The sequence below is a fragment of the Ruegeria sp. SATB045 genome, from assembly GCF_059613525.1.
The window spans coordinates 280,383-307,077 of the sequence record NZ_JBXWSR010000037.1; the positions used below are offsets into that span (position 1 = coordinate 280,383).

22 protein-coding genes and 1 tRNA gene are annotated in these 26,695 nt (G+C 59.2%); 11 read left to right on the top strand and 12 right to left on the bottom strand.

What is annotated here, in order from left to right; translation table 11 throughout:
* Positions 1-9: 9 nt before the first annotated feature.
* Both bhcB and bhcA read right to left on the bottom strand, forming a co-directional pair.
* Complete coding sequence (gene bhcB / locus AC2FNR_RS21045) at positions 10-981, bottom strand: beta-hydroxyaspartate dehydratase BhcB (RefSeq protein ID WP_496851244.1); 972 nt, start codon at positions 979-981, stop codon at positions 10-12.
* Positions 982-992: 11 nt separating this feature from the next.
* On the bottom strand, positions 993-2,183 hold the full coding sequence (bhcA, locus tag AC2FNR_RS21050; protein WP_496851246.1) for an L-aspartate--glyoxylate aminotransferase BhcA: 1,191 nt from the start codon (positions 2,181-2,183) through the stop codon (positions 993-995).
* A 187-nt stretch (positions 2,184-2,370) separates the two neighbouring features.
* On the opposite strand from bhcA, the gene bhcR reads away from it, so the two are divergent.
* A complete protein-coding gene (gene bhcR / locus AC2FNR_RS21055; RefSeq protein WP_353393648.1) occupies positions 2,371-3,213 on the top strand; it encodes an HTH-type transcriptional regulator BhcR in 843 nt (280 codons plus the stop codon).
* Here the strand turns inward: bhcR and AC2FNR_RS21060 are convergent.
* Entirely contained in the window at positions 3,178-3,921 is a 744-nt protein-coding gene (locus AC2FNR_RS21060; protein ID WP_496851249.1) for a rhomboid family intramembrane serine protease, read from the bottom strand. The genes bhcR and AC2FNR_RS21060 overlap by 36 nt on opposite strands.
* Before the next feature lie 42 nt (positions 3,922-3,963).
* A complete protein-coding gene (gene putA / locus AC2FNR_RS21065; protein WP_496851251.1) occupies positions 3,964-7,365 on the bottom strand; it encodes a bifunctional proline dehydrogenase/L-glutamate gamma-semialdehyde dehydrogenase PutA in 3,402 nt (1,133 codons plus the stop codon).
* Between the two features lie 103 nt (positions 7,366-7,468).
* On the opposite strand from putA, the gene AC2FNR_RS21070 reads away from it, so the two are divergent.
* Together AC2FNR_RS21070 and AC2FNR_RS21075 are read left to right on the top strand one after the other, a co-directional pair.
* A complete protein-coding gene (locus AC2FNR_RS21070; protein WP_170753285.1) occupies positions 7,469-7,957 on the top strand; it encodes an Lrp/AsnC family transcriptional regulator in 489 nt (162 codons plus the stop codon).
* 30 nt (positions 7,958-7,987) lie between these two features.
* Positions 7,988-8,554: a tetratricopeptide repeat protein gene (locus AC2FNR_RS21075; protein ID WP_496851253.1), complete on the top strand. Its 567-nt coding sequence runs from the start codon at positions 7,988-7,990 to the stop codon at positions 8,552-8,554.
* A 45-nt stretch (positions 8,555-8,599) separates the two neighbouring features.
* On the opposite strand, the gene AC2FNR_RS21080 is transcribed toward AC2FNR_RS21075, so the two are convergent.
* The 7 genes from AC2FNR_RS21080 to AC2FNR_RS21110 all read right to left on the bottom strand — a co-directional run bounded on the left by AC2FNR_RS21080 (position 8,600) and on the right by AC2FNR_RS21110 (position 16,711).
* Positions 8,600-10,489 (bottom strand): PhoX family protein, encoded by a 1,890-nt coding sequence (locus AC2FNR_RS21080; protein WP_496851255.1) that lies wholly within the window; start codon positions 10,487-10,489, stop codon positions 8,600-8,602.
* Positions 10,490-10,696: 207 nt separating this feature from the next.
* A complete protein-coding gene (locus tag AC2FNR_RS21085) occupies positions 10,697-11,689 on the bottom strand; it encodes an ABC transporter ATP-binding protein (protein ID WP_496851257.1) in 993 nt (330 codons plus the stop codon).
* Positions 11,686-12,720 carry a Gfo/Idh/MocA family protein gene (locus AC2FNR_RS21090; protein ID WP_496851259.1) on the bottom strand — a complete coding sequence of 345 codons (1,035 nt, stop codon included), beginning with the start codon at positions 12,718-12,720 and terminating at the stop codon, positions 11,686-11,688. The genes AC2FNR_RS21085 and AC2FNR_RS21090 overlap by 4 nt, the downstream gene beginning before the upstream one ends.
* The gene (locus AC2FNR_RS21095; protein ID WP_170352414.1) at positions 12,717-13,556 is read right to left on the bottom strand and encodes a carbohydrate ABC transporter permease; all 840 of its coding nucleotides are present in this window, start codon (positions 13,554-13,556) and stop codon (positions 12,717-12,719) included. The genes AC2FNR_RS21090 and AC2FNR_RS21095 overlap by 4 nt, the downstream gene beginning before the upstream one ends.
* 10 nt (positions 13,557-13,566) lie before the next feature.
* On the bottom strand, positions 13,567-14,481 hold the full coding sequence (locus AC2FNR_RS21100; protein ID WP_170352415.1) for a carbohydrate ABC transporter permease: 915 nt from the start codon (positions 14,479-14,481) through the stop codon (positions 13,567-13,569).
* Between the two features lie 65 nt (positions 14,482-14,546).
* On the bottom strand, positions 14,547-15,800 hold the full coding sequence (locus tag AC2FNR_RS21105; RefSeq protein WP_170352416.1) for an ABC transporter substrate-binding protein: 1,254 nt from the start codon (positions 15,798-15,800) through the stop codon (positions 14,547-14,549).
* Between the two features lie 17 nt (positions 15,801-15,817).
* Complete coding sequence (locus AC2FNR_RS21110; RefSeq protein ID WP_496851262.1) at positions 15,818-16,711, bottom strand: N-acetylmuramic acid 6-phosphate etherase; 894 nt, start codon at positions 16,709-16,711, stop codon at positions 15,818-15,820.
* A 168-nt stretch (positions 16,712-16,879) separates the two neighbouring features.
* Between AC2FNR_RS21110 and AC2FNR_RS21115 the strand changes: the two genes are divergently transcribed.
* The 8 genes from AC2FNR_RS21115 to AC2FNR_RS21150 all read left to right on the top strand — a co-directional run bounded on the left by AC2FNR_RS21115 (position 16,880) and on the right by AC2FNR_RS21150 (position 25,786).
* Entirely contained in the window at positions 16,880-17,755 is an 876-nt protein-coding gene (locus AC2FNR_RS21115) for a glucosamine kinase nucleotide-binding domain-containing protein (RefSeq protein ID WP_496851264.1), read from the top strand.
* Complete coding sequence (locus AC2FNR_RS21120; protein WP_496851266.1) at positions 17,742-18,491, top strand: GntR family transcriptional regulator; 750 nt, start codon at positions 17,742-17,744, stop codon at positions 18,489-18,491. The genes AC2FNR_RS21115 and AC2FNR_RS21120 overlap by 14 nt, the downstream gene beginning before the upstream one ends.
* A 19-nt stretch (positions 18,492-18,510) precedes the next feature.
* A complete protein-coding gene (locus tag AC2FNR_RS21125) occupies positions 18,511-19,539 on the top strand; it encodes an SIS domain-containing protein (RefSeq protein WP_496851268.1) in 1,029 nt (342 codons plus the stop codon).
* Positions 19,536-20,672: an N-acetylglucosamine-6-phosphate deacetylase gene (gene nagA, locus AC2FNR_RS21130; protein ID WP_496851270.1), complete on the top strand. Its 1,137-nt coding sequence runs from the start codon at positions 19,536-19,538 to the stop codon at positions 20,670-20,672. The genes AC2FNR_RS21125 and nagA overlap by 4 nt, the downstream gene beginning before the upstream one ends.
* 112 nt (positions 20,673-20,784) lie before the next feature.
* Positions 20,785-20,859, top strand: a tRNA-Gly gene (locus AC2FNR_RS21135).
* A gap of 127 nt (positions 20,860-20,986) precedes the next feature.
* Complete coding sequence (locus AC2FNR_RS21140; protein ID WP_480867766.1) at positions 20,987-22,807, top strand: ABC transporter transmembrane domain-containing protein; 1,821 nt, start codon at positions 20,987-20,989, stop codon at positions 22,805-22,807.
* Between the two features lie 152 nt (positions 22,808-22,959).
* On the top strand, positions 22,960-24,849 hold the full coding sequence (locus AC2FNR_RS21145; RefSeq protein ID WP_496851271.1) for an acyl-CoA synthetase: 1,890 nt from the start codon (positions 22,960-22,962) through the stop codon (positions 24,847-24,849).
* Between the two features lie 13 nt (positions 24,850-24,862).
* A complete protein-coding gene (locus tag AC2FNR_RS21150; RefSeq protein ID WP_170753261.1) occupies positions 24,863-25,786 on the top strand; it encodes an alpha/beta hydrolase in 924 nt (307 codons plus the stop codon).
* On the opposite strand, the gene AC2FNR_RS21155 is transcribed toward AC2FNR_RS21150, so the two are convergent.
* Complete coding sequence (locus AC2FNR_RS21155; RefSeq protein ID WP_496851272.1) at positions 25,787-26,623, bottom strand: alkaline phosphatase family protein; 837 nt, start codon at positions 26,621-26,623, stop codon at positions 25,787-25,789.
* Positions 26,624-26,695: the final 72 nt, after the last annotated feature.

A 26,695-nucleotide genomic window follows, 5' to 3' on the forward strand; every position in this document is an offset into this window, starting at 1 on the left:
TCTCTCTCCTCATCCTTGCAACCATGGCAACTTGTCTAGATCGACGTTCCCGCCTGTTATGATCACGCCTACACGTTTGCCGCGGAACACGTCTTGGTTCTTCAAGATGACCGCCAATGGCACCGCCGAAGATGGTTCCATCACCACCCGAAGGTGCTTCCACGTCAATTTCATAGCGGCGATGATCTCGTCGTCAGAGGCTGTGAAAATGTCCGTCACATGGTTCGAGACAAAGTGCCATGTGTTCTCTTTCAAGGGCACCAGCAAGCCGTCAGCGACGGTATTGGGTGCGTCGTCGGCAATTATGTACCCAGCCTTGAAGGACCGAAACGCATCATCCGCCTGCTCGGGTTCGGCCGCGTAAATCTCTGTGCCGGATGCAAGGTTCGAGACGGTCAGGCAGGTGCCCGAAACCATGCCGCCGCCGCCAATCGGGGCGATAACGGCGTCAACGCCGCCGGTTTGATCCAGCAATTCAGCGGAGCAAGTGGCTTGCCCTGCGATCACACGCGGATCGTTGTAGGGGTGGATGAACTCACCTCTTGTCCGGGCCTGAACCTCGGCAAAGGTAGCCTCGCGCGATGAGGTTGAAGGATCGCATTCCGTGATGGTACCGCCATACCTGCGTACCGCGTCTTTCTTGGCCTGAGGCGCGGTGCGGGGCATAACGACGTTGCACGGGATACCCCGGCGACCAGCAGCGTATGAGAGCGACAACGCGTGGTTGCCGCTGGAATGGGTGCACACCCCCTTGACGGCCTCTTCTTCGCTGAGGCTGAAGACCGCGTTGCAAGCACCGCGCACTTTGAAAGCACCTGCCTCCTGAAAGTTCTCGCATTTAAAGAACAACTGCGCGCGGGTCAGGTCATTCAGGTAGTCCGACGTCATCAGCGGTGTGCGTCTGATATGAGGTGCGATCCGCCGTTGCGCCGCGCGCATGTCCGCGATCGTCAAGTTGGCGGCTTGTGAATGGTCCAACATCTCAACCCTCCTTATGCGGCTGCCTTGGCGTGGTCCGGTGACCCTTTGCGATAGAAATCCTGTGCGGCGGCGACTCCGCTGCCCAAGTTGATCGGATAGTGCAGATCGGCCATCGCCATCTCAATCGTCGACAGGCCGGACAGGACCATCGCATCCGTCAGGCTACCCAAATGACCAATGCGAAACGCCTTACCATCAAGCTGGCCCAGGCCGATGCCGAATGACATCCCGTATGCGTTGAACGCATGATCTGTCAGCGCATTGCTGTTGATACCATCCGGTACATAGATCGCGCTGACAGTGTCGGAATAAAGCTCAGGCGCCTCGGCAACCAGTTGCAGGCCCCAGGCATCAACGGCGCGCCGAACGCCTCCAGCAAGACGGGTGTGGCGGGCATAGACATTCTCAAGCCCTTCCTCGAACAACATTTTCAGGCTTTCCCGCATCCCGTAGATCAGTTGCAGCGGTGGGGTATAAGGAAAGCCACCAGACGCATTGGCTTGCATCATGTCGCGAAAATCGAAGAACGTGCGCGGTAGCGTCGCCGTTGCCGAAGCCGCCAGAGCCTTGGGGCTGACACAAAGGATCGCCATGCCGGTTGCCAGCATGAACCCTTTTTGCGACCCGGACACGGCGATATCGACACCCCATTCGTCAAACTCGAACGGCATGGAAGCTAGGGAACTAACACAATCCACGAATAGCATCGCGGGATGATCGGCGGCGTCAATTGCGCGCCGAACTGCACTGATGTCCGACCGAACGCCGGTTGCGGTTTCGTTATGGGTCACCAGAACCGCGCGGATTTGGTGTGCATTGTCCTTGGACAGGGCGGTTTCGAACTGCTCGGCAGGGGCACCGCTGCCCCAAGGGCAGTCGATCACCTGAACGTCCAGTCCATGCCGTTGGCACAGGTCGATCCAACGGTGACTGAATACGCCGTACCGCGCCACCAGCACCTTGTCACCGGGGTTGAGCGTGTTGGTCACCGCAGCTTCCCACCCGCCAGTTCCGCTGGCGGGGTAGGTGACGACCTGACCAGAGGTGGTGCCAAAAACCTTCTTTGTGTCTTCAAGCACGGGGGCAAAGGTTTCGATGAAATCGGGCGCGCGGTGGTCCTGAGTCTGGACCTGCATTGCAAGACGCAGCCTGTCCGGGATGTTAGTCGGGCCAGGAATGAAAACAGGGTTTTGGTTGGACATGACGTGTTCCTCCGCATTTGAGGTCAGTGTCCGGGAATGCTCGGTTCCATGCAATTTTCTTGAAAAATATTTTCATTTTTGCAAGTTTAATGCTAAAGTAATGATTTTATTTAAATTTCTTTTTTTCATTTCTTGGAGAAGAAAAACGGACCAAAAATATTTGGCGTCGCAAACCGGAGAAAATGGGATGGAATCTTCAAAAAGACAGCGCGGTAGACCGAAGTCCTTGTTCAAGGAAAGCACGGCCGGGACGATGCAGTCGCTGGATCGCGCGCTAGGTGTTTTGACCGAAACTGCCCGGCTGGAGCGCGCAGCATTAAGCGATCTGGCACGTGAGACTGGTGTACCTACGGCCACCACCCACCGCATTCTGATGACTTTGCAGAAACACGGGTTCGTGGCCTTCGACGAAGAACGACAGGAGTGGATGATCGGGATCGAGGCTTATCGGACCGGGGCCTCGTTCCTGCGACGTAATAGTGTGATCGAGATTGGGCGGCCAGTCCTGCGCAGATTGATGCAGGACAGCGGAGAAACGGCCAATCTGGCGGTCCCGGACGGGGCGCAGGTGGTGTTTGTCGGTCAGGTTGAAACAGCAAACCCGATCCGGGCGTTTTTCCCACCGGGGGCGCGGACGCCGATGTATGCCTCGGGGACGGGAAAGGCGATTCTGGCCGCGATGGGAGAGGCCGCGCTGACCAGATTGATGACCGGGGCCAAACCGGAACGCTTCACGCCTCATACTTTAATAGACGACACCCGGTTGCAGGCAGACTTGGATCAAACCCGCGCGCGGGGATGGTCATTAGACCGGGAGGAGCGATATCAGGGAATGTCCTGCATCGGCGCAGCCATATTCAACGACCGGGGCGAGCCTTGTGCAGGTATCTCGGTGTCTGGTCCAACGGTCCGGTTCAACGCTGAACGCGCGCCGGAACTGGGGGCGCTGGTCCAGGCCGCCGCGCAAGAGGTAACGCGGCAAAGCGGTGGTCACTTACCGGCGCGGGATGCGGGGAATGCGGGATTGTGACAGCTTGTATTCGTGCTCGGGGTGGGGCGGGTGGCCGTGGGTGCGGTTCCAATAAGACATCGCGCCGCGCCTTAGCCACAAGGGGACGCAAAGGATCAGACCGACGAGGAACCCACCGGTATGTGCCCAATAGGCGACACCGCCCTTGTCAGGATCGCTTGCCAGGCTGCCGAGGAACTGCGTTCCCAACCACACCCCCAACATGACAAAGGCCGGGATAGTAAATACGCGGAAATAGACGACTAGGATCAACAGGATGTCGACGCGGGCTTTGGGGAACATCAGAAGATACCCGCCCAAGACGCCAGCAATGGCACCAGACGCGCCAATCGTGGGGATCACTGATTCAGGAGCCGTCACGACGTGGATCAACCCCGCTCCGATACCGGCCAGCACATAAAACAGCAGAAAGGGTAGATGCCCCATTTCGTCTTCCAGGTTGTCTCCGAAAATCCACAGAAACAGCATGTTGCCCGCCAGATGCATCCAGCCGCCATGCAAAAACATAGAGGTCACAAGCGTTTCCAGCGCAAATCCATCCGTGATACGGGCCGGGATTACCGCATAATCGAAGTAAAGTTGATTGAGTAACCGCGCGTTATCCATGATCCCCACATAGCTGAGGAAGATCACGATATTCGCTGCCATCAGCAGATAGACGACGTAAGGCGTGCGCCCCGAGGGGTTATGGTCACGGATTGGAAACATGGCGCGACGCTGGGCTTTTCGCGGCCCAGCGTCAAGGTCCGGTTACGCCGCACCCCCAAGCAGGGCGGCGTTGCCTCCTGCGGCGGTTGTGTCGACACAAACGTGACGTTCACTCAGCACACGCGCGCAGTCGGGCAGGCCGGGAATCAGAGGCAGGATCGGGCCATGGCGGCGGGCCAGATGCTGTTCGATCTGCCGCGCGGTGGCCTCATCGCCCCACCACAACACGCCTGAGATGTTCGCGATGTTCTCCAGTCGGTGCAGGTCGATCATGCCGGACGCACGGATCGCGGTGCCGCCAAGGGCCTCAACCGCTTGGGCCTGCGCCTGAACGGTATCTGTACCCGGACCCATGCATAGCAGCGGCGCGCGGGGGAATTCGCTGAGCCGGTTGGATTCGCCGGTGGGGCCGGGCAGCGACCGAGTGCGCAGCGGGGCCGGCTGGCCTGTGGGGTCGGGCAGGTCATTGGCGGTGTTGTCCCATATGGCATCCACCTTTTGCCGGTCCGGCGCGCAGAACCTCGCCATATAGTTTGGCCCGCCCGCCTTGGGCCCCGTCCCCGACAGCCCCTCACCCCCGAAGGGTTGCGAGCCGACAATGGCGCCGATCTGATTGCGATTGACGTAGATATTGCCCGCGTGAACGGCCTCGGTGATGTGCTGCACGCGGTCGTCGATGCGGGTGTGCAGGCCGAATGTCAGGCCATAGCCCGTGGCGTTGATGTCGGCGATGACCTGATCCAGATCTGAGGCCTTGAACCGCGCCACATGCAGCACGGGGCCGAATATTTCGCGCCCAAGTGCCGCAATGCCGGGGATTTCAATCAGGGTGGGGGCGATGAAAGTGCCCTCGGGCGGGGTTCTCAGTTCCTTCAGTACCCGACCTTCACTGCGAGCCTGTGCGATGTGGTCGGCGATGCCTTGCCGCGCGTCGCGGTCAATCACCGGGCCGCAATCGGTTGCGATCAGCCACGGATCGCCCACCACCAGGGCCTCCATTGCGCCGGTCAGCATGGTCAGCAGATCGTCGGCGATATCCTCTTGCACATAGAGGCACCGCAGGGCCGAGCATCGCTGACCCGCCGATTGAAACGCGCTTTCGATGATGGATTGCACGGCCTGTTCGGGCAGGGCAGTGCTGTCGACGATCATCGCATTCAGTCCGCCGGTTTCCGCGATCAGAGGCGTGCCGGGTTGCAGATGATCCGCCATCGCCGCGCGGATTTTCAACGCCGTGCCGGTCGAGCCGGTGAAGGCCACGCCCGACACGCGTGCATCGGATGTCAGCGCAGCCCCCACGCGTGGGCCACCCGGCAGCAGTTGTAGCGCATCGCGCGGCACACCCGCCTCGTGCAGCAGTTGCACGGCCCGATGTGCGATCAGAGGTGTCTGTGGTGCCGGTTTGGCCAGAACGGCATTGCCGGTGGCCAGAGCCGCCGAAATTTGCCCGGTGAAAATCGCCAGTGGGAAGTTCCACGGGCTGATACAGGTGAAAATGCCCGCGGGGTCGGCATTGGGGATATTGGCGGCGTAGTAGCGCAGGAAATCCACGGCCTCGCGCAGTTCTGCCACTGCGTCGGGCAGAGACTTCCCGGCCTCGCGCGCCAGCAGGGCGAACAGTTCGCCGAAATGCGCCTCGTAAAGATCAGCGGCTGCGTTCAGCACCTGCGCGCGCTGGGCGGATGGGGCTTGCCACGGTGCGGAAGAGGCCAGCGCCAGTTCCACATCTGCGGTACTGGCCGGGGCGACCGCTCCGGGGCGGTCTTGTGGCTGGGCGGGGTTGGTGACGGGCTGATCGCCTTCGGGGCGCGCATCGTCCGACAGCAGGGGCTGCGCGTACCAGTGATGTGCACGAAAGGCATCGCGCGCGGCGTCGATCCGATCCAGCGTTGGCGTGTGGTGCAGGTCGAACCCGCGCGAATTGGGGCGCTCGGGCCGGAACAGGTCGGGGCCGGTGGGCAGGGGGCGGGCGGCGTCGATGATCGTGACAAAGGGATCGGCGGCGACCACTTCGGGCGGCACGTCCTCATCCACGATCTGGTTCACGAAGGAGGAATTCGCACCATTTTCCAACAGGCGCCGCACCAGATAGGCCAGCAGGTCACGATGTGCACCCACCGGCGCATAGATGCGGCAGCGGGTGGCGTTCTGGTCCTTGACCAGCCCGTGCAGCGTCTCGCCCATGCCGTGCAAGCGCTGGAATTCGAAGGGCTGCCCATCAGCCATGTGCAGGATCGCGCTGACCGTATGGGCGTTATGGGTTGCGAACTGCGGATAGATCCGATCGGTCATGCCCAGCAATTTGCGCGCATTGGTGATGTAGGAAATATCGGTCGCCGCCTTGCGAGTGAAGACGGGAAAGCCATCGACGCCTTCGACCTGCGCGCGCTTGACCTCTGTATCCCAATAGGCGCCTTTCACCAGCCGCACCATCAGCTTGCGGTCGTGGCGTTGCGCCATGTCATAGAGCGTGTCCAGAACCACCCCGGCGCGGGGGCCATAGGCCTGCACCACGATCCCGAACCCGTCCCATCCGGCAAGGGCGGGTTCTGACATCACCTCTTCGATCACTTGCAGAGACAAAGACAGGCGGTCGGCCTCCTCGGCGTCCACGTTCAGGCCCATCCCGGCGGCTTTGGCCAGCAGGCACAAGGCGCGCAGGCGGGGAACAAGCTCATCCATCACGCGCTGTTCCTGCGCCAGCTCATAGCGCGGGTGCAGGGCGGACAGCTTGACCGAGATCCCGGGATTGGCGCGAATGTCATCATGCGTGCAGGCATCGGCAATGGCCGCAATCGCGCGCGAATAAGATAGGTGATAGCGGGCGGCGTCAGCCTCGGTCCGGGCGGCCTCGCCCAGCATGTCATAGGAATAGGTATAGCCTTTGGTTTCCATCCCTTTGGCGCGGTCCATGGCGGATTGGATCGTCTCGCCCAGAACGAACTGACGGCCCATTTCCTTCATCGCGCGGCCCACTGCGGTGCGGATCACCGGCTCACCCAGCCTTTTGATCGCCCCGCGCAGGGCACTGACCGGTGAGGCTTTGCCTTCGTCCAGAACCTTACCCGTCAGCATCAGGGCCCAAGTCGAGGCATTGACCAGCGAGGACGAGGATTGCCCCAGATGCTTGCCCCAGTCCGAGGGCGCGATTTTATCCTCGATCAGCGCGTCGATCGTGTCGGCATCGGGCACCCGCAGTAGCGCCTCGGCCAGACACATCAGCGCGACGCCTTCATCGGTGGAGAGGCCGTATTCGGCCAGAAAGACCTCCATCATCCCCGGCGAGGTGCTGGCACGGATGTCGCGCACCAGTTGGGCTGCGGCCGTACAGATGGCGGCACGATCCGTGTCGCTCAGATCGGCCTGCGCGATCAGGCTGTCCAGAACGGCCGACGGGTCGGCATAGGTTTGGGCGTCAATATGGGTGCGCAGGCTGTGTGACATGAATCCTCCGGTGCTTTGGTTAAATATAGGATCGCTTTGGCGGGCTGATTGCCCTAAATTTCGCAGTATGCAGTCGATTGGACTAATTTGAGGGGCGGATGTGATGCAAATGGACTTTCCCGACTTGGATCGGTTCGACCGCGCCATTCTGGCGATTCTGTCCGAGGATGGGCGCATCTCGGTCGCGGACCTCGCGCGGCGGATCGGTTTGTCAAAATCGCCCACTCAAGCACGTGTGAAGAAACTTGAGGCAGACGGGATCATCACCGGGTACCGCGCCCTGCTGGACCCGATCCGCCTTGGACTGGACCATGTGGCCTTTGTAGAAGTGCGCCTGACCGACACCCGAGAAAAGGCACTGGCCGAGTTCAATGCCGCAGTACGGAAGGTGGGCGAGATCGAGCAAGCCCATATGATCGCGTCGAATTTCGACTATCTGCTGAAAATCCGCACCGGGTCGATGTCGGAATACCGCGCGGTTCTGGCCGAGAAAATCTCTTCCTTGCCGCATGTGGCCAGCACCTCGACCTTTGTGGCGATGGAGGCCGTGAAGGAAACCGGCGTCTCGGGCGGGATCGATGCAGTGGGTTGACGAACGTGTATGGCGCGTCACCATTGAGACATGAAACAGATCGCTACAGCTTTTGCATTTCTGGTCTCGGGCACAATAGCGGCCCAGTCCGAGGGGTGCCCCGCTGCGCCGGACCACTCGGACGGAGTTGCCGGGATCATCACGCAAATCCAGCAAGCCGAGAATGAGCGCGCCGCGCAAATCCTTTCAAACCAGCTGTGGGAATTTTGGGCCGACGCACCGGACGACAGCGCACAGGCCGTGCTGGATCGTGGCATGACCCGCCGTAGCCAATGGGATTTGTTGGGCGCGATCGAGGATTTCGACAAACTGGTCGAATATTGTCCCTCTTACGCTGAAGGCTATAACCAGCGCGCCTTTGCGCATTTTCTGCGACAAGACTATCAGGCGGCGCTACCTGATCTGGACCGTGCGATCGAACTGTCGCCCAACCATGTGGCTGCGATCAGCGGTAAGGCGCTGACCTTGTTGGGCTTAAAGCGGGTTGATGAAGCGCGTGAGACTTTGCAACAGGCGTTGAAGCTTAACCCGTGGTTGTCCGAACGCCATTTGCTGGACGCCGGGGGACCACTTGCCCCGAAGGGCGAAGACATCTGAAGATCAACGCCCCCGAAAAGAACTCCGGGGGCGTTGGTGCGTTAGTTAACCGACAAGACCGTTATCAGCGCGCTTGATTGCGATGACAGACGAGCGTGGCGTACCACCATCAGGCCAGTTGCTGCCGGGGTGCTGGATGCCAACAAACATGGTGCGCAGATCTGTGGACCACGCCAGACCGGTTACCTCACAGCCGTTCGGGCCGGTCATGAAGCGTGCAATTTCACCGGTCACGGGATCACCAACCAGCATCTGGTTGTTGCCGTTGCCTGCGAAATCTTCCTCGTTGTCGTCATTCCCGTCTGTCTGGATCCAGATCAGACCGGTCGAATCGATCACCATACCGTCGGGCGAGTTGAACAGGTTGCCCTCGTTCACATTAGGCGATCCGGCGCGGTCATCCGAGTGTACAGTCGGGTTGCCCGCCATGACGTACAGGTCCCAATCGAAAGCGTCGGCGGCGTGGTCGTCATTGGCCGGGCGCCAGCGCACGATCTGACCGTATTTGTTGGCTTCACGCGGGTTGGCCGCGTTGACCGAGGTATCATCACCACCGGCGTTTGGTTTGACGCCGCGGTTCTTGTTGTTGGTCAGGCAGCAATAGGCTTCGACCGCAACCGGGCTGGAGGCGACCCATTCGGGGCGATCCATGGTGGTGCCGCCCGCTTTGGAGGCCGCCATGCGGGTAAAGATGCGAATCTCGGCATCGTCCATTCCGGTTGTTTCCGGGGTCAGAGCCAGCCATTCACCCTTCATGTCGTCGTTGAACTTGGCGACATAAAGCGTACCGTCGTTCAGCAGGCTCTCGGTTTCACCACCGGGCTGATAGGTGCCGTTCGAGACGAATTTGTACAGGTATTCGCCACGTTCATCGTCGCCCATGTAGACAACCACGCGACCGTCGGCAGCCAGGGTGACTTCGGCGTTTTCGTGCTTGAAGCGACCCAGACCGGTGTGCTTGACAGGCGTGCTGTCAGGTTTGGTCGGGTCGATTTCAACGATCCAGCCCGCACGGTGCGGCTCGTTGGGGTTTTTCGATGTGTCGAAACGGGGATCAAAGAACTCGTAACCGTTCCAGCTTTCGGCCTTGATACCGTAGCGCGCCATACCGTCCGCGACCTTCTGGTCATAGGCGGCATTTTCATCCGATGAGCCGAAGTAGCCATTGAAGTTCTCTTCGCAGGTCAGATAGGTGCCCCAGGGCGTCTTGCCCGCACCACAGTTGTTCATGGTGCCCAGCGAGGTGGTGCCGGTCGGGTCAGCCTCAGTTTTCAGCAGGTCATGACCGGCTGCGGGGCCAACGATTTTCATCGGAGTGTTGTGATGAATACGGCGGTTGAAGGGGCTGTCCTTGACAACCGACCAGCCGTCAGGGCCTTCGGTGATTTCCATGACTGTCACGCCTTGGATGTTTTGCAGCTTCAGAACATCGTCTGCGTTTGCCGGAACACCTTCCGCAGCGGCCGGCAGGTTGATCTTGCGGTTGGGGTATTCGTGGTTGATCGCGATCAGTTCGTGACCCTGGAACGAAAAGGTTTCCATCCCGTCAGTGTTCTCACCAAAGATACGGTCGGATTTTTCGACCGAACCACCATCGGCGATGTCATAGCCGTCGGCATCCGAGAACAGCGGATCGCCCCAGCGCATCATGACTTTCCACTCGTACCCTTCGGGGACGTGAACGGTGCCATCAGTCTGGGCTGCGATCGGGGTGAAGGCAAAGCGCGACGCGTCAGCGGCCTGCGCCGAGGTCGAGCTGAGCAGACCTGTGCCCATTGCGGCAGCACCCGATCCAAAGGCCACCACACCGGCCAGAAAACCACGGCGGGAAATGGCGCTTTCGACCACGCGGTCAAAGTCGTTTTCCTCGGGGCGGGGGAAGTGCAGCTCGTCCCAGTCGTCTGCGGATAGTGTGGTGTTGTCGACGTCTTTCATGGATGGCTCCTGGCTAAAATGAAAGTTGATGAACGGGATTTAAGAGGTCTTTGTGACAGGTTCTTAACAGCGCTATTAAAGCCGCTGTATTTCGACCTGAAAATAGATTCATTTTTGTTACGCTAAATCGCGCCGAAGCCCTGCCTGCGCGACGCAGACAGGGTTTTACAATCATCAAAATTGATTGATCACATCGCCGTGATCGGGTTAACACAGCCGCTGCCCATCGGCATTGAACCGATACGCTTTTTCGGGCGCGAACCCAAGGCGCAGGTCTTGGCCTTCGGATATTGCATGTTGCCCGAACAAGCGCGCCGTCACCGAATGGTTCTGAACGGTCGCAATGACGTTGGTATCACCGCCCAGCTTTTCGACATGGCTGACCTGCGCTGACAGAGGGCCGTCGTCAGACAGAAACAGATCCTCTGGCCGAATACCAAGGGTGTCTGACCCCTGATTCAGCAGGCTTTCGGGCAGGAAGTTCATCGAAGGAGATCCAAGGAATCCCGCGACAAACTGGTTGGCGGGGTTGTTATACAGCTCCATCGGGCTGCCAATCTGTTCGACCCGCCCATCGCGCAGCACGACGATCTTGTCGGCCAGCGTCATCGCCTCGGTCTGATCGTGGGTGACATAGATCATCGAGGCATCCAGCGCCCGGTGCAGGTTTGCGATCTCAATCCGCGTGTTCATCCGCAGCGCCGCGTCGAGGTTCGAAAGCGGCTCGTCAAACAAAAACAGTTTCGGCTCGCGCACGATGGCCCGCCCGATGGCGACGCGTTGGCGCTGACCGCCGGACAGCTCAGATGGATAACGGTCCAGATATTCCTCAAGGTTCAGCATCCGGCTGGCAGTGGCGACGCGCTCCTCGATCACCGCTTTGGGCTGTTTCTCCTGTTTCAGCGCCAGTGTCATGTTCCCGCGCACGTTCAGGTGCGGATAGAGCGCATAGCTTTGAAAAACCATCGCAATCCCGCGCTTCGACGGCGGCACCAGATTGACCTGCTGGCCGTCGATATTGATCTCACCCGAGGACGCATCCTCCAACCCCGCGATCACGCGCAGCAGGGTGGATTTGCCACAGCCCGAAGGGCCGACGAAGACAACGAACTCGCCTTCTTCAACCTCGAGCGAGATGTCTTTGAGGACATGCACCTCGCCAAAGGATTTGTTCACATTGGTCAAGGTCAGAGCAGTCATGTTGCGGACTCCTTAAGCGAAACGGGCTGGCCGGTGCGGATGCTTTCATTGGCGGCCAGACAAATGGCAAGGGATTGGACGGCGTCATTCATATGGCGCGTCAGGTCGATATCGTCAGTAATGGCGCGCAGCATATACGCCTGCTCGGCGTCACACAGTTCCTGATGGCCGGGCTCATCGTGCATCTCGACGGTACGATCGCCGCCCGGCGTGTGGATCAGCAGCCCGCCCACCTTGGTATGGCCGTCGATATCCGCCGACGCGTCCTTGTTGCCGTCGGTAATCGAGACCGAGCCATTGGGCGAGACGATATCTTTCACGAAAAACGCGGTTTCGGACATCATCGGGCCCCATCCGGCCTCATACCAGCCGACCGAGCCGTCCTCAAAGATCACCTGAAACTGGCCGTAATTATACATGTCCTCGGCGATCTCATCAGACAGGCGCAGGCCCATGCCATGCACGCGGACGGGCTGCGCATCGGTGATCTGGCACATCACGTCCACATAATGAACGCCGCAGTCCACGATAGGCGAGGTGGTCTGCATCAGCGCCTTATGAGTCTCCCACTCCGCCCCCGAGGATTGCTGATTCAGGTTCAGGCGGAACACGTAAGGCCCGCCCAGATCGCGCGCCTCGGAGATCAGGCGCATCCACGAGGGGTGATGACGCAGGATATATCCGACGACCAGTTTGCGGTTCAGGCGGGTGGCGGTTTCGACCACGCGCCGTGCATCGGCCACGTTGGTGGCCAGCGGCTTTTCGACAAACACATGCGCACCTGCCTCCATCGCGGCGCAAGCATAGTCGGCGTGGCTGTCGGAATAGGTGGCGACGACCACCAGATCGGGATTGGTCTCGGCCAGCGCGGTGTGGAAATCCGAATAGGCGGGGTATTGGCCCAGCTCGGGGTGATCCACGCGACCGGACCGGTTCACCAGCCCCACGATCTGCGCGTCGGGGTGGTTGTGATGGGCCAGTGCGTGGCTGAGACCCATATTGCCAAGGCCAGCGATCAGAACTTTGGTCATTTGACAGCTCCGGATGTGATGCCGCGGATCAGTTGGCGCGAGAAGATGACATACAGAACCAGCACTGGCAGGATCGCCATCGACAGTGCCGAAAGAACCGCGTTCCAGTCGGTGACGAATTGCCCGATAAAGACCTGACTGCCCAGCGTGAGGGTCTTGGTTTCCTCGGCCGGGGCGAGGATCAGCGGGAACCACAGGTCATTCCAGATCGGGATCATGTTGAACACCGCCACGGTCGCCATCGCCGGCCGGACCAGAGGCAGGACCAGCCGGAAAAAGATCGTGTATTCCGACAGCCCGTCGATACGGCCTGCATTCTTCAGATCGTCACTAACCTGCCGCATGAACTCCGACAGGATGAACACGGCCAACGGCAGCCCTTGCGCGGTGTAAACCAGGATCAGCGCCCAAAGCGTGTTCACCAGCCCGGTGGCCACCATCATCTCAAGGATCGCCACAGTGCCGATGCGTATCGGGATCATGATCCCCAGCGCCAGATACAGCCCCATCAGCAGGTTGCCCTTGAACTGATATTCCGACAGCGCATAGGCCGCCATCGCTCCGAACAGCAGGATGAAGAACAGCGACGCGACGGTGACGATCATCGAGTTTTGGAAGTAGAGGAAGAAATCCCCCTGCTTCATTACCGTCTCGTAGCCGATCATCGAGAAACTGTCGGCATTCGGCAGCGCCAGCGGCTCGCGGAAGATCGCGCGGCGGGATTTGAAGCTGTTGATGATGATCACAAAAACCGGGAACAGGGCGATCAGCGTGTAGAGGATCAGCGCCCCGTGCATCGCGGCGGTATTCAGCGGGTTATGGCGTGCTTTGTTCATCGCTGGACCCTCACAATTGATACCGGCGCATCCGGGTCTGGATGCCGAAGAGGTAAATGCAGACGCCCACAAGGATGATCGCGAACATGGCCCCGGCGATGGCTGACCCCATATGCGGGTCACCCAGTTGCAGCTGGAAGCCAAAGAAGGTGCGGTACATGAAGGTGCCCAGGATATCGGTCGAGAAATCCGGCCCGGCCAGCGCGCCTTGGGCGGCATAGATCAGGTCGAAGGCGTTGAAGTTGCCCACAAAGGTCAGGATCGAGATGATGCCGATCGAGGGCAGGATCAGCGGCAGCTTGATTTTCCAGAAGGCCGAGGCCCCGGTTATGCCGTCGATCTCTCCGGCCTCAAGGATTTCCTCGGGTATGGTCAACAGAGCGGCATAGATCAGCATCATCGGGATGCCCACAAACTGCCAGACCGAGATCAGCGCCAGCGTGGTGAGCGCGTATTCCTCTTTCCCCAGCCACGGTGCAAACAGGGATTTCAGGCCCACGGCATCCAGCATCGAGGGCGCGATGCCCCAGATGGGCGACAGGATCAGTTTCCATGCAAAGCCAACGATCACAAAGCTCAGGATTGTCGGGATGAAAATCGCCGACCGATAGAGCGCCGAGAACCTCAGGCGCGGGTGGCTGAGCAGCGCGGCCAGCGCGATCCCGATGGGGTTTTGAACAAGCATATGGATCAGGAAGAACCAGAAGTTGTTGCCCAAAGCGTTCCAGAACTGCTCGGACCAGATGGGATCGAAAAACAGCGTTTGAAAGTTCTGCAAGCCCACGAACACGCGGCTCTGATCCACCTCGGAATAGAGCGCTAGCCGCAGTGTGTTGAACAGCGGAAAGATCATCACCGCCGTATAAACCAGCACGGCTGGGGCCAGAAACACGACGATATGCCAGCGGAAGCGGGGGCGATTCATGGGTCAGCTTTCACAGGGGTGTCGGGTGTACCCGGGCGGGCGTTTCCGCCCGGGTAAGGATCAGCTTACTGATGCGGAGCGTACCAGGAGGCAAGACCTTCCTGCAGTTCGGCGCCCAGTTCTTCGGGCGATTTGGCACCCTTGATAGCCGCAACGGATGCGCCCCAGGTCTCATTCTCAAGGTTCGGTGTGCCGCGCGACAGGATTTGATAGGTCGAACGGATGGTCGATTCACACTCATCACGCCAGCCGACGATTTCCTTGGCCAGCGGATCCTGCAGCTCAACCGGCGTGCTGGACAGCGGGAAGAAGCCGGGCAGCGCGTTGCCGAAGATTTCCGCGAACTCTGGGCTTGCGACCCAGGCCAGGAAAGTTTCGGCCGCCTCGGGATTCTCGGTGGCGGCGTTCATGCCGATGCCGATATCGGTGTGATCCGAGATATAGCAGGTGTCGCCCGCATTGCGGACCGGCGGCTTGAATGCGCCCATTTCGAAATCAGCCTGCGCGTTGAAGCCCGAGATTTCCCACGACCCGGCAGGGTAAACAGCCGCACGGCCCAGCGTGAAGATGTTCTGGCTGTCGGGATAGGTCTGCGCCTCATACCCGTCGCCCAGATATTCGCCCCAACGGGCCAGTGTGGCGTAGGGGGCGGTCCATGCCTCATCGGTCAGCTTCTGCTCGCCTTTGATCAGCGCCTGACGGCCTTCCTCACCTTTCCAATAGTTCGGGCCGATGTTGTTATAGCCCATGGTGGCGGCTTCCCACTGGTCGTTGGTGCCCATCGCCATCGGGATATAGGTGCCGTCTTCCTTGATCTTGTCGAGGGCGGCAAAGAACTCATCCTCGGTGGTCGGCACGTCGATGCCCAGCTCGTTGAACGCGTCTTTGTTGTAGATGAACCCGTGAATCACCGACGCCATCGGAACACAGAAACTGACCGCGCCATCATCGGTCTGCCACGCCGATTTGGCGACATCAGAGAAATTGCCCATCGCCTCGACGCCCGACAGATCAGTCAGGTGCCCGGCTTCGTACAGCGCCAAAGAGGCGTCAAAAGGACGGCAGGTGATCAGGTCGCCAGCCGAGCCCGCGTCCAGTTTTGAATTCAAAACAGCGTTGTATTCAGCGGGGGCCGAGGGCGTGAATTGTACCTTGATGCCGGGGTTTGCGGCCTCAAATGCAGGAATGATCTGATCCTGCCACAGGGTCAGGTCATCGTTGCGCCAGCTTTCGATGGTCAGCGTGACATCTTCGGCCATGGCAGCCGTACCCATAAGGGTTGAGCCCAGCAGAGCCAGCTTCAGACTTGTGCGTTTCATTTCATTCTCCCAGTTGGTTAGCAGTTGTTATTCATGTTTAGTGCGACGCTCAGGATGCCGTCGGCTTCTTCAAGCCGCGCCACCGCGTCGCCCTTTGACACGCCAAGGGCAGCGATCAGGATGGCGGGTTTCACGTCGCCGTTCGTCTGAGCCAGCGCAGCCTGGGCTGCATCGGTGTCGACCTTGGCAATCCGTGCCACGATCCCGGCCGCGCGCGCACGTAGCTTGTGATTGTCAGCGCGCAAATTCACCATCATGCCGCCATGCACATGCCCCAGATCAAGCGCCATGAGCGAAGACAGCATATTGAGCGCGATCTTCTGCGCCGTCCCAGCCCCCATGCGGGTCGAGCCCGAGATCAACTCGGGTGGCGTGGCGAGCAGAATTGGTATGTCAGCGGTTTGAAGAAGAGGGCTTCCCGCGTTATTGGCGATGCCGATCAAGGTTGCCTTTTTGGCGCGCGCGATGTCACCCGCTGTCAGAGTATAGGGCGTGGATCCGCTAGCCGACACCGCGATGACGGTATCGGTAGGCTTTAAGTCGGACAGAGCTTCGGCAAGTCCTACGTCCGAGTCCTCTGTATCGCCGGGCATTTCAACACCGGTCGGTAAGCCGCCTGCCATGTGAATGCGTAAGTGACTTGGAGGGATCGAAAATGTACCGCCCAGTTCCTGCGCATCCGCTGCGGCCATCAAACCAGATGACCCGGCGGCGACGTAATGCAGCACGCCTCTGGTGCGGAGTGTTGCCGCCATTGCCGCAGCTCCCCGCGCGATCGCGGGTGCCGCACGCTCAACAGCCTGCGCAGCAGCGATTTGACCAGCGGCCAAGGCGCGGGCCGAGTTGGCCAGATCGCTCCGGTCAAGTTGGGCGGCATCAATGTGCAGTTGTTCAGTCGACGGCAGCGTCAAGAGAATCCCCCTTACAGTCCTTTTACAATACCTATGTAATACCACTTGTCTATAACTTTATTATTGCAAGCGATGTTTGGGGATTTTTGCGCTAAACTCCAGGAATTTGCGATTTGTGCCCGAATTTTGGTCTTTCCTGTGAAGTAAAGGTATTATAATGGTATTGCCATGACTGAGTCTCAAAACACCGCGTTTCTGGCCGTTGACGGTGGTGGAACCCGATGCAGGGTCGCTGCTGAGGTCCGTGGCGTCGTTCATTCGGTCGAGACCGGAGCGGCCAATGTATCAACAGATTTCGAGGGCGGGGTTCGTCAGATCGCTGCCGGTTTGTCTCAATTAGCAGCGGGGCTGGATACCTCTGTAGCAGAATTGGTGCGCTGGCCCGCCTTTATCGGGTTGGCCGGCGTAACGGGTGACAGCGTCGCCGATCGACTGCGAGTGGCGTTGGATATGCCCAACGCGCGGATCGAGGATGATCGACCTGCAGCGGTAAGGGGCGCATTGGGTTCCTCAGATGGCCTAATCGCGCATTGCGGGACCGGGTCATTTCTGGCTGTTCAGATCAACGGTGAAATCCGCCTTGCCGGAGGGTGGGGGCCTATCTTGGGCGACGAAGCATCCGCGCAATGGGTCGGTCGACGTGCGCTGTCCGAAGTGCTGAATGCGGTGGATCATATCCAAGCGAAGTCGAGCTTGACGCAAGAGTTTTCTAACCAGTTCGGCGGTGTTACTGGAATTGTCGAATTTGCGGGACAGGCCGCGCCGGGGGCGTTCGGCGCATTGGCACCTCAGGTCACAGCCGCTGCCGCCGATGGTGATCAGGTTGCGCGTCAGGTCATGCGGGCAGGTGCCGATTACATCGGTGGAATGGCGAAACGCCTTGGGTGGAAGGCGGGGTTAACTCTCTGTTTAACAGGCGGAATTGGCCCGCATTATGCCGATTATCTGCCCGCAGACATGCAAGCTGCGCTAAGACCAGCACAGGGCGAACCACTGATCGGGGCCTTGGCCTTGGCAAAGGAGGGCGCTCATGAGCATTGCTGACTTCTTGCGCGCAGAAGCGTGGCTGAGCCCCGAGAACGGCCCGCGATATGTTCAGCTGCGCCGCCGCCTTCAGGAAGGGATAGATACGGGCGTGCTTGCACCGAATTCATCTCTTCCGTCCGAGCGGGAATTGGTGGACATCACTGATCTGTCCCGCGTCACGGTGCGAAAGGCTATTCAAGAGCTGGTGCAGGAAGGTGTGATTGAACAACGTCAGGGTTCAGGCTCGTTCATCCGCGAGCGCGTGCCCCGGGTCGAACAATCGCTGACACATTTGACGTCTTTCACCGAAGACATGTCGAGCCGTGGAATGCAGACCACGTCAAAGTGGTTGGAGCGGGGCGTATTTGCGGCGACGTCTCAAGAGATAGTTGCGCTGAACTTGCTGGAAGGCGCGCAGATTGCCCGCATCTATCGTCTGCGCGAGGCAGACGGCCGCCCTCTGGCGCTTGAGAAGGCAGCACTGCCGTTGGACATTCTGCCGAACCCGATTGAGGTGACCACCTCGCTCTACGAGGTTCTGGACGGGTTAGGGCGTCGTCCCGTTCGGGCGGTCCAGAAAATCTCGGCACTTAATCTTGCTGCGCGCGAGGCTGAGTTGCTGGATGTGCCGGAAGGGGCGGCAGGGTTGAACATCGAGCGTCTTTCATTTCTCAAAAACGGGCGGGTCGCGGAATTGACCCGCTCTCTCTATCGCGGTGACGCTTATGACTTCGTCGCCGAGCTGCGTTTATAACCGGAAGGATCAAAGGCCGATGTCCGACAATACATCCAAGATGCGCCAGGAGATTTTGGAAATCCCTGCCGCGGTTGACCGGCTGCTAGGCAGTGGCGCGGCCAGTATTCAAAACGCGGCCGCGCTGGTCCGGGAAACCGACCCGCGGTTCCTGATCACGGTGGCGCGCGGGTCATCCGACCACGCGTGTAGTTACCTGAAATATGCCAGCGAGCTATTGCTTGGGCTGCCTGTGGCCTCGGTTGGGCCGTCGGTTAGTTCGATCTATGGGGCCGACTTGATGGCGCGGGGCGCTGTATGCCTGTCGGTGTCTCAATCTGGCCAAAGTCCCGATATTGTCGGACTGACACGCTCGCTGCGGTCATCAGGGGCTGTTGCGCTGGCGATCACCAACAACTCGGAATCGCGATTGGCAGACGTTGCGGATGCGATGCTGCCGCTGCACGCCGGCCCTGAGTTGAGCGTGGCCGCCACCAAGACATTTGTGACTTCGCTGGTGGCAGGGTTGTGGTTGCTGGCCGAAGTCAAGGGCGATGCTGAACTGTTGGGGGCGATACGGGCGCTTCCCGCCCAGTTGGAGCGCGCAGCACAGTGCGACTGGTCTGCAGCGGCGGCCACGATTACAGGGCGTTCGCTGTTTACTTTGGGCAGGGGGCCATCTTTTGCCATATCGGGCGAAGCGGCGTTGAAGATCAAGGAAACCTGTCAGATCCATGCAGAAAGCTATTCAGCTGCCGAGGTGCTGCATGGACCGGTCTCAATCGTCGAGGACGGGTTCCCAACCATTGTCTTTGCGGCTGGGGATGCCGCGGAGTATACCACGGCGCAGGCCGCTGACGCGCTGGCCGATAAGGGGGCCATAGTCTTCGCCACCACGGATCGCGTCACGCGGGCGCAGCAGTTGCCAGTGGAGCGTACGGATCATTGGATCACCGATCCGATCACGACGATCACCGCGTTTTACTCTATGGTCGAATCCGTCGCCAGTATGCGCGGCATTGACCCGGACGCGCCGCGTCACCTCAAGAAAGTGACCGAGACGGTATGACAATAGATAGAGTGATCTTTCGAAACGGTGCAATCTTTGACGGCAAGCGGTTGCTGAGTGATCATGCGCTTGTATTCAGCGGCGGTCAGAGTGCGGAAATCGTAGCTGACGCAGAGGTAGCGGCTGTTGGGGATCACATTGATCTGAACGGAGATATCGTCAGTCCGGGTTATGTGGACTTGCAGGTGAATGGCGGCGACGGTGTCATGCTGAACGATGACCCTTCGGTCGAAACGATCCGCCGGATCGCGCAGGCCCATCACCGGTTGGGAGTCGCGGCTTTGCTGCCGACTTTGATCACGGATACCAGCGAAAAGACTCGGGCGGCGATCGCAGCGGCCATTCAGTCAGTGAAAGAGGGCGTTCCGGGTGTCGCGGGATTGCATTTGGAAGGCCCCCATCTGTCGGTTGCCCGCAAGGGGGCGCATGACGGTGATCTGATTTGCCCCATGTCTGATACCGACCTTTCCATGTTGCTTGAGGCGGCGCAGCATTTGCCTTGCCTCAAAGTGACTGTGGCACCTGAAACGGTCTCGGAACAGCATGTTGGGGCGCTGAGTGATGCGGGCATTCTTGTCTCGCTCGGGCACACGGATGCAGATTTCGCGACCTGTCAACGTTACGCAGCAGCCGGGGCACGCTGTGTCACCCACTTGTTCAATGCCATGAGCCAATTGGGCAACCGCGAGCCCGGTTTGGTTGGCTCTGCTCTTGCTAACGGCGGTCTTTCCGCCGGGCTTATTGCGGACGGCATCCACGTCCATCCCGAAACGATGCGAGCCGCGTGGGCTGCAAAATCCGGCCCGGGCCAGATCTATCTGGTTAGCGATGCAATGGCCGTTGCAGGCACTGATTTGTCCGAGTTCAGATTGGAAGGTCGTCGGATCACGCGAACCGATGGGCGACTGACTCTGGAGGATGGCACTTTGGCTGGGGCCGACCTGGATTTGACGACAGCCATCCGCGTGCTGGTGACGCAGGTGGGTGTTCCCTTGCCAGATGCTCTGACAGCTGCCACGACATATCCCGCCCAGTTGATCGGGCAAACGCATGGACCGTCGATGAAGCGCGATCAGATGATCCGCATCAGTGCAAACCTTGAAAAATGCACGTGGTTATTTCCTACTGAATGAACTGCTTGGGAAGGACTTGTCGGTTGCGCAATTTTTCGGCGCTGAATTTCAAAACAGCGACCGAAGGACGCTTGACGCCATCTGACGCATCGCTTAAACCGACCTCCGCTGAGCGGGCGTCGTATACTGGCTATTACCTCAGCCTTCCAAGCTGATGAAGCGGGTTCGATTCCCGCCGCCCGCTCCAAGTCAGCCCCAAAATTCTGCGTCAAAAGGCCCGTTTGGTGTTCGATTTTGCCATGGCAGCTTGACCCCACGCGCTGTCATCGCCAAGAAGCGCTGAAATAAACGCGAACACCACGTAAGGGCCAGTCATGGCAAGAAACGCCTCAGCCAGTCCATCGGCAAAATCCGCGCCCGGCGCCAGCGAAGAGCGCGCGCGTTCCAGAAAAATTGGTGTTCTGGGCTCGTTGTGGCCGTTTATGAAGCCCTATAAGCTGTTGATGATCGGCGCGACATTGGCATTGATCCTGACGGCCAGCATGACATTGACTCTGCCGTTGGCCGTGCGCCGCGTGGTGGACAACTTCCGCATCGAAGATGGCGAGTTGCTGGATTGGTACTTTCTGGCTGCGCTGGGCATCGCCGGTGTCTTGGCCATCGGAACAGGTATTCGCTATGCACTGGTGACACGGTTGGGTGAGCGCGTCGTGGCCGACATTCGTAAGGCCGTGTTCGACCGCGTCATCGGGATGAGCCCCGAATTCTATGAACGCATCATGACCGGAGAAGTCCTGAGCCGGATTACCACTGACACGACGTTGATCCAGTCTGTGCTGGGCTCTTCGGTATCAATCGCGCTGCGCAACATGCTGATGTTCATTGGCGGTTTGGTGCTGATGCTGCTGACTTCGGCCAAACTGACCGCGATGGTTTTGTTGCTGATTCCGCTGGTTGTGGTGCCGATTTTGGTGTTGGGGCGCCGGTTGCGCGTGATCAGCCGCGAAAACCAGGACTGGATCGCAGCCTCGTCCGGAAACGCAGGCGAAGCGCTGGGTGCGGTTCAGACTGTTCAGGCCTTTACTCACGAACAGGCAAGCCGCGCCCAGTTCGGAGAGATGACGGAAACTTCGTATGAGGTTTCTTTGCGCCGTATCCAAACCCGTGCCGTTTTGACTGTGATCGTGATTTTTCTGGTCTTCTCCGGCATCGTGGGCGTTTTGTGGATGGGCGCGAATGACGTCCGCAACGGTGTGATGACCGAAGGTGTTTTGATCCAATTCGTGATCTATTCGATCATCATGGCCGGCTCGGTCGCGGCCTTGTCAGAGATCTGGAGCGAACTTCAACGTGCAGCCGGCGCGACCGAGCGTCTGGTCGAATTGCTGAACGCGCAGGACACTGTGAACGACCCCACGCAAGCCAAGGCCCTTCCCGCGCCCGTGCGGGGCGAGATACGGTTCGACGGCGTGACGTTCCGCTATCCTGCGCGGCCGGATGTGGTCGCGCTGGATCAGATGACGCTTACAGTCAGCCCGGGCGAAACGGTCGCCTTTGTCGGGCCTTCGGGGGCAGGCAAAACGACTGTCATTCAGATGATTCAACGTTTTTACGACCCGGATGCCGGCGGGGTAAGCCTGGATGGCGTCGATCTGCGTGACTTGGACCGATCTGAATTTCGACGTCACATGGCGCTGGTCCCCCAAGACCCCACGATCTTTGCCGCTTCGGCCCGTGAGAACATCCGCTTTGGCCGATTGGACGCAACGGATGCCGAAGTCGAGGCCGCCGCCCGCGCCGCCGCCGCGCATGATTTCATTTCGGCATTGCCGGAAGGCTATGACAGTTTCGTAGGCGAACGGGGCGTCATGCTGTCGGGTGGCCAGAAACAGCGCATCGCCATCGCGCGCGCCATCCTGCGCGATGCACCAGTTCTGCTGCTGGACGAGGCGACCTCGGCGCTGGATGCGGAAAGCGAGCGGGCGGTGCAGGGTGCTGTGGATCAGATGCGTGCGGGACGCACCACGTTGATCGTCGCACACCGGCTGGCTACCGTGAAAAAGGCGGACCGGATCGTAGTGATGGATGCAGGTCAGATTGTGGCGCAAGGTACTCATGATGATCTTGTGGCGCAGGATGGTCTGTATGCACGTCTGGCGCGGTTGCAGTTCACCGATGGTGTAGCTGCCGAGTAGTATGACGTCGGGGAAACGGATTTTCGCCGTAGCGTAATTTAGTTTTTTACCCCCTCCCTCTCTAACCCGTTGCTTGAACCCGCGTGGTTTTACTTCCATCCTGTGATGGAAAAAGCCGCGCGCAGAGTGCGAAATAAAACGGGAGGAGACGCATGTCGTTTGTTGGCATCGACGATAAGAAGAAACTTGAACAGGAAATGCCGTGGGAGGATCGGGACGTTCCGGTCACATTCCACCAGTTATTGTCGCGAACCGCGACCAAGTTTCCGAACAACAATGCGATCAGCTTTCAGTTGTTTTCTGGTCCCACAGACAAGGCCGAGACGCTGACATGGTCGGACCTGCTGGGCAAGGTCAATCAGGCCGCCAATCTCTTCCGGTCGTTGGGTGTCGGGGAAAAGGACGTAGTCGCCTATATCCTACCCAACTGTAATGAGACGCTGATCACCATGATGGGTGGCGCGGTTGCAGGTATCGTCAACCCGATCAACCCTTTGCTTGAACCCGAACAGATTGCAGCCATCCTGCGTGAAACCGGTGCCAAGGTTGTTGTCACGCTGAAATCCTTCCCCAAGACGGATGTGGCCCAAAAGGTCGAAGAGGCCGTGCGGCATGCGCCCAAGGTCAACACAATCCTCGAAATTGATCTGAACCGCTATTTGACCCCGCCCAAGTCATGGATCGTGCCTCTTTTGCGTCCCAAGATGGGCGACAAGGAACATCTGGCACATGCGGACTACAAAAGCTTCAGTAAAGAGCTTGCCAAACAGCCGACCACTCTGACTGTCGAAGACAGTAAGGAAGACCGCGTCGCCTGCTATTTCCACACCGGTGGTACAACGGGTATGCCCAAAGTGGCACAGCACAAGTACTCGGGCATGATCTATAACGGCTGGCTTGGCGACACGCTGCTGTTCTCGGACGAAGACGTTGTTATGTGCCCGCTTCCGATGTTCCACGTCTTTGCCGTACATGTGATCATGATGGCGGCTGTGTCGTCGGGTGCGCATGTGGTATTCCCGACGCCGCAAGGCTATCGCGGCGATGGCGTGTTCGATAATTTCTGGAAGCTGATCGAGCGTTGGAAGGTGACATTTATCATCACTGTCCCAACGGCGATTGCTGCCAAGATGCAGCGCCCGGTAGATGCCGATATCTCAAGCGTGAAAACTGCGTTCTCGGGCTCGGCCCCGCTGCCGGTCGAGCTGTTCCGCCGCTTTGAAGAGGCCACGGGCGTCACGATCATCGAAGGTTATGGCCTGACCGAGGCAACCTGTCTGGTGTCGTGTAACCCGACGGATGGTGAGAAAAAGATCGGTTCGATCGGGATTCCGTTCCCCTATACGGACGTAAAAATCCTCAACGACAGCCCGGACGGCCCGGTCGAGTCTGCTGCCAATGAGATCGGCGAGATCTGTATTTCGAACCCGGGTGTCTACGCTGGCAATACCTATACCGAAGCAGACAAGAACGTAGATCTTTATCATTTCGACGAATACCTGCGCACAGGCGATCTGGGCCGCTTTGACGAGGACGGATACCTGTGGATTACGGGCCGCGCCAAAGACCTGATCATTCGCGGAGGTCACAATATCGACCCGGCTGAGATCGAAGAGGCCCTGCTGGGCCATGAGGCAGTCGCATTCGCTGGTGCCATTGGCCAGCCCGATGCCTATGCGGGAGAGGTGCCTTGCGCCTTTGTCGAACTGGTCGATGGAGCGAAGGTCACCGAACAGGAACTGATGGAATACTGCGACGTCCACGTTCACGAACGCGCCGCACAACCCAAGCACATGACCATTTTGGACGAGCTTCCCAAGACCGCCGTCGGAAAAGTGTTCAAACCCGAACTGCGCAAACAGGCGATCACCCGTATCTACAACGGTGCGCTGGAAAAAGCCGGTGTCGAGGCCCGTGTTGTCTCGGTGCTTGATGATAAAAAACGCGGTTTGGTCGCACAGCTTGACGCGAACGGTTCCTCGGACGACGATGTCAGTAAAGTGCTGGGCTCATTTACCCGGCCATGGGAATGGGCTGCCTGATTGCGGAGGACACATGGATTATGAACGCCTGATCGACGAAGAAACCTGGGCGTTCATAAGACGTACCGCTGAAAGCTATCCAGATGATGCGGTTGATCTTTCCATCGCGGATCAGCGCAACGTGTATGACGCCATGTGCCGCGACTTTCGCCAACCGCGCCCGGTGGGCGTTGAAACAGAAGACAGGCACGCCGAGGGTGTGCCTGTTCGCATTTACACTGCCGGTGATCCGACACGGACGGTCGTCTATCTGCACGGCGGTGGGTTTGTTGTCGGAGGACTGGACAGCCACGATGACGTCTGCGCTGAAATTTGCGCGCAGACCGGGTACCGAATTGTTGCCGTAGATTATCGGCTCTGCCCCGAACATGTGCATCCGGCGCAGTTTCAGGATGCGTGGACCGCAGTGCAATGGGCCGCGAGTGAATTCGGTGACCCGCTTGTTCTGGCCGGAGACAGCGCCGGAGGCAATCTGGTCGCCGCTGTATCTCATCACGCGCGGGGTCGGCTGGATGGGATTCTGGGGCAAGTTCTGATCTATCCGGGATTGGGCGGGGACCGCTCTAAAGGGTCTTATATCGAACATGCCCATGCGCCGCTTTTGACGTTGGAAGACATAGTCTTTTACGAAAAGGTGCGTTGCGGTGGCACGCCTCCGCAAAGTGACCCGACCTACGCGCCTTTGCAGGATACGGATTTCGCCGGGCTGCCGCCCACAGTGATTGTGACGGCGGATTGCGATCCGCTGCGGGATGACGGGCCAGACTATTGCGCACGGATCAAAAAGGCCGGAGGGAAGGCACATTGCATCAACGAAGCGGGGCTGGTGCATGGCTATCTGCGGGCACGAAGCTCGGTCAAACGTGCCGCAGATAGTTTTGAGCGGATTTCGATCGCGATTGAAGCGCTGGGCCAGCAAATCTGGCCCTATGACTGATCACTTCAGAAAGGGTTGCGCCTTCATGGTCTCGGCCACCGGTGCGCCCATCCTCGTCAGGATCGTTGGTGCCAGCTGAAGCTGGTCTATGACCGTATCCGCCTCGGGGCCTTCCGCGTCGCCGAAGTAATACAGCGCCGTTTCCTGTTGCAGTGGACTGCGCCCTCCGTGGTGGCCGCGGTCGTCCTGACCGTGGTCGGCGGTGACGATCACCTCGTACCCCAACTGGCGCCAGCGGGGAATAAATGGGGCCAGCATTTCGTCCATGACAAAACAAGCGTGGTCCATCTCTTCGCTTTCGTGGAAAAAACGGTGCCCCATGCTGTCCAGAGTGCAAGTGTGCAGGATTCCGTAATCAAGCCCGAACCGAAAGCACATGTTGGTGAGCTGGGCAAACAGATCCACATCGCAGGGCGTCATCTGATTGGCTTTGCCGTAGCCCGTCATGGTGTGGAACCGGCCGTGGTTGATCGTCTTGCTGTTGGGTTCGTCATATTCCACGTCGCGCACGTAGTCGAAGGGATGGCGGTTGAAGAACTGTGACCAATAACTATGAGTGACTGCCCCTGTGACGCCCCCGGCCTCGCGTACCTGGCTGAACACGTCCTTGTGGCTGAGGCGGAAGACATTGCCATTGCCGGTGCAGCCATGTTCCTGCGGTGAGACACCTGTGTGGATCGAGGCGTAGCAACTGGCCGAAATCGACGGCAACACCGCGCGGTGTTTCCACGCGCGCGCCTCGCCGCTGTCGACCCAACCCTCGAGGTTGCCGAACAGGCGGCGGAAATTACGCCAAGGGACACCGTCAAGGATGATGAGAAGAAGTTTGCGGTCCATGGTTCGGCCTTTTCGTGGGGTCTTTCGGCGACCCTACGATATTCGCAGGGCAGGGGCAGCTTGTTCCCGCCC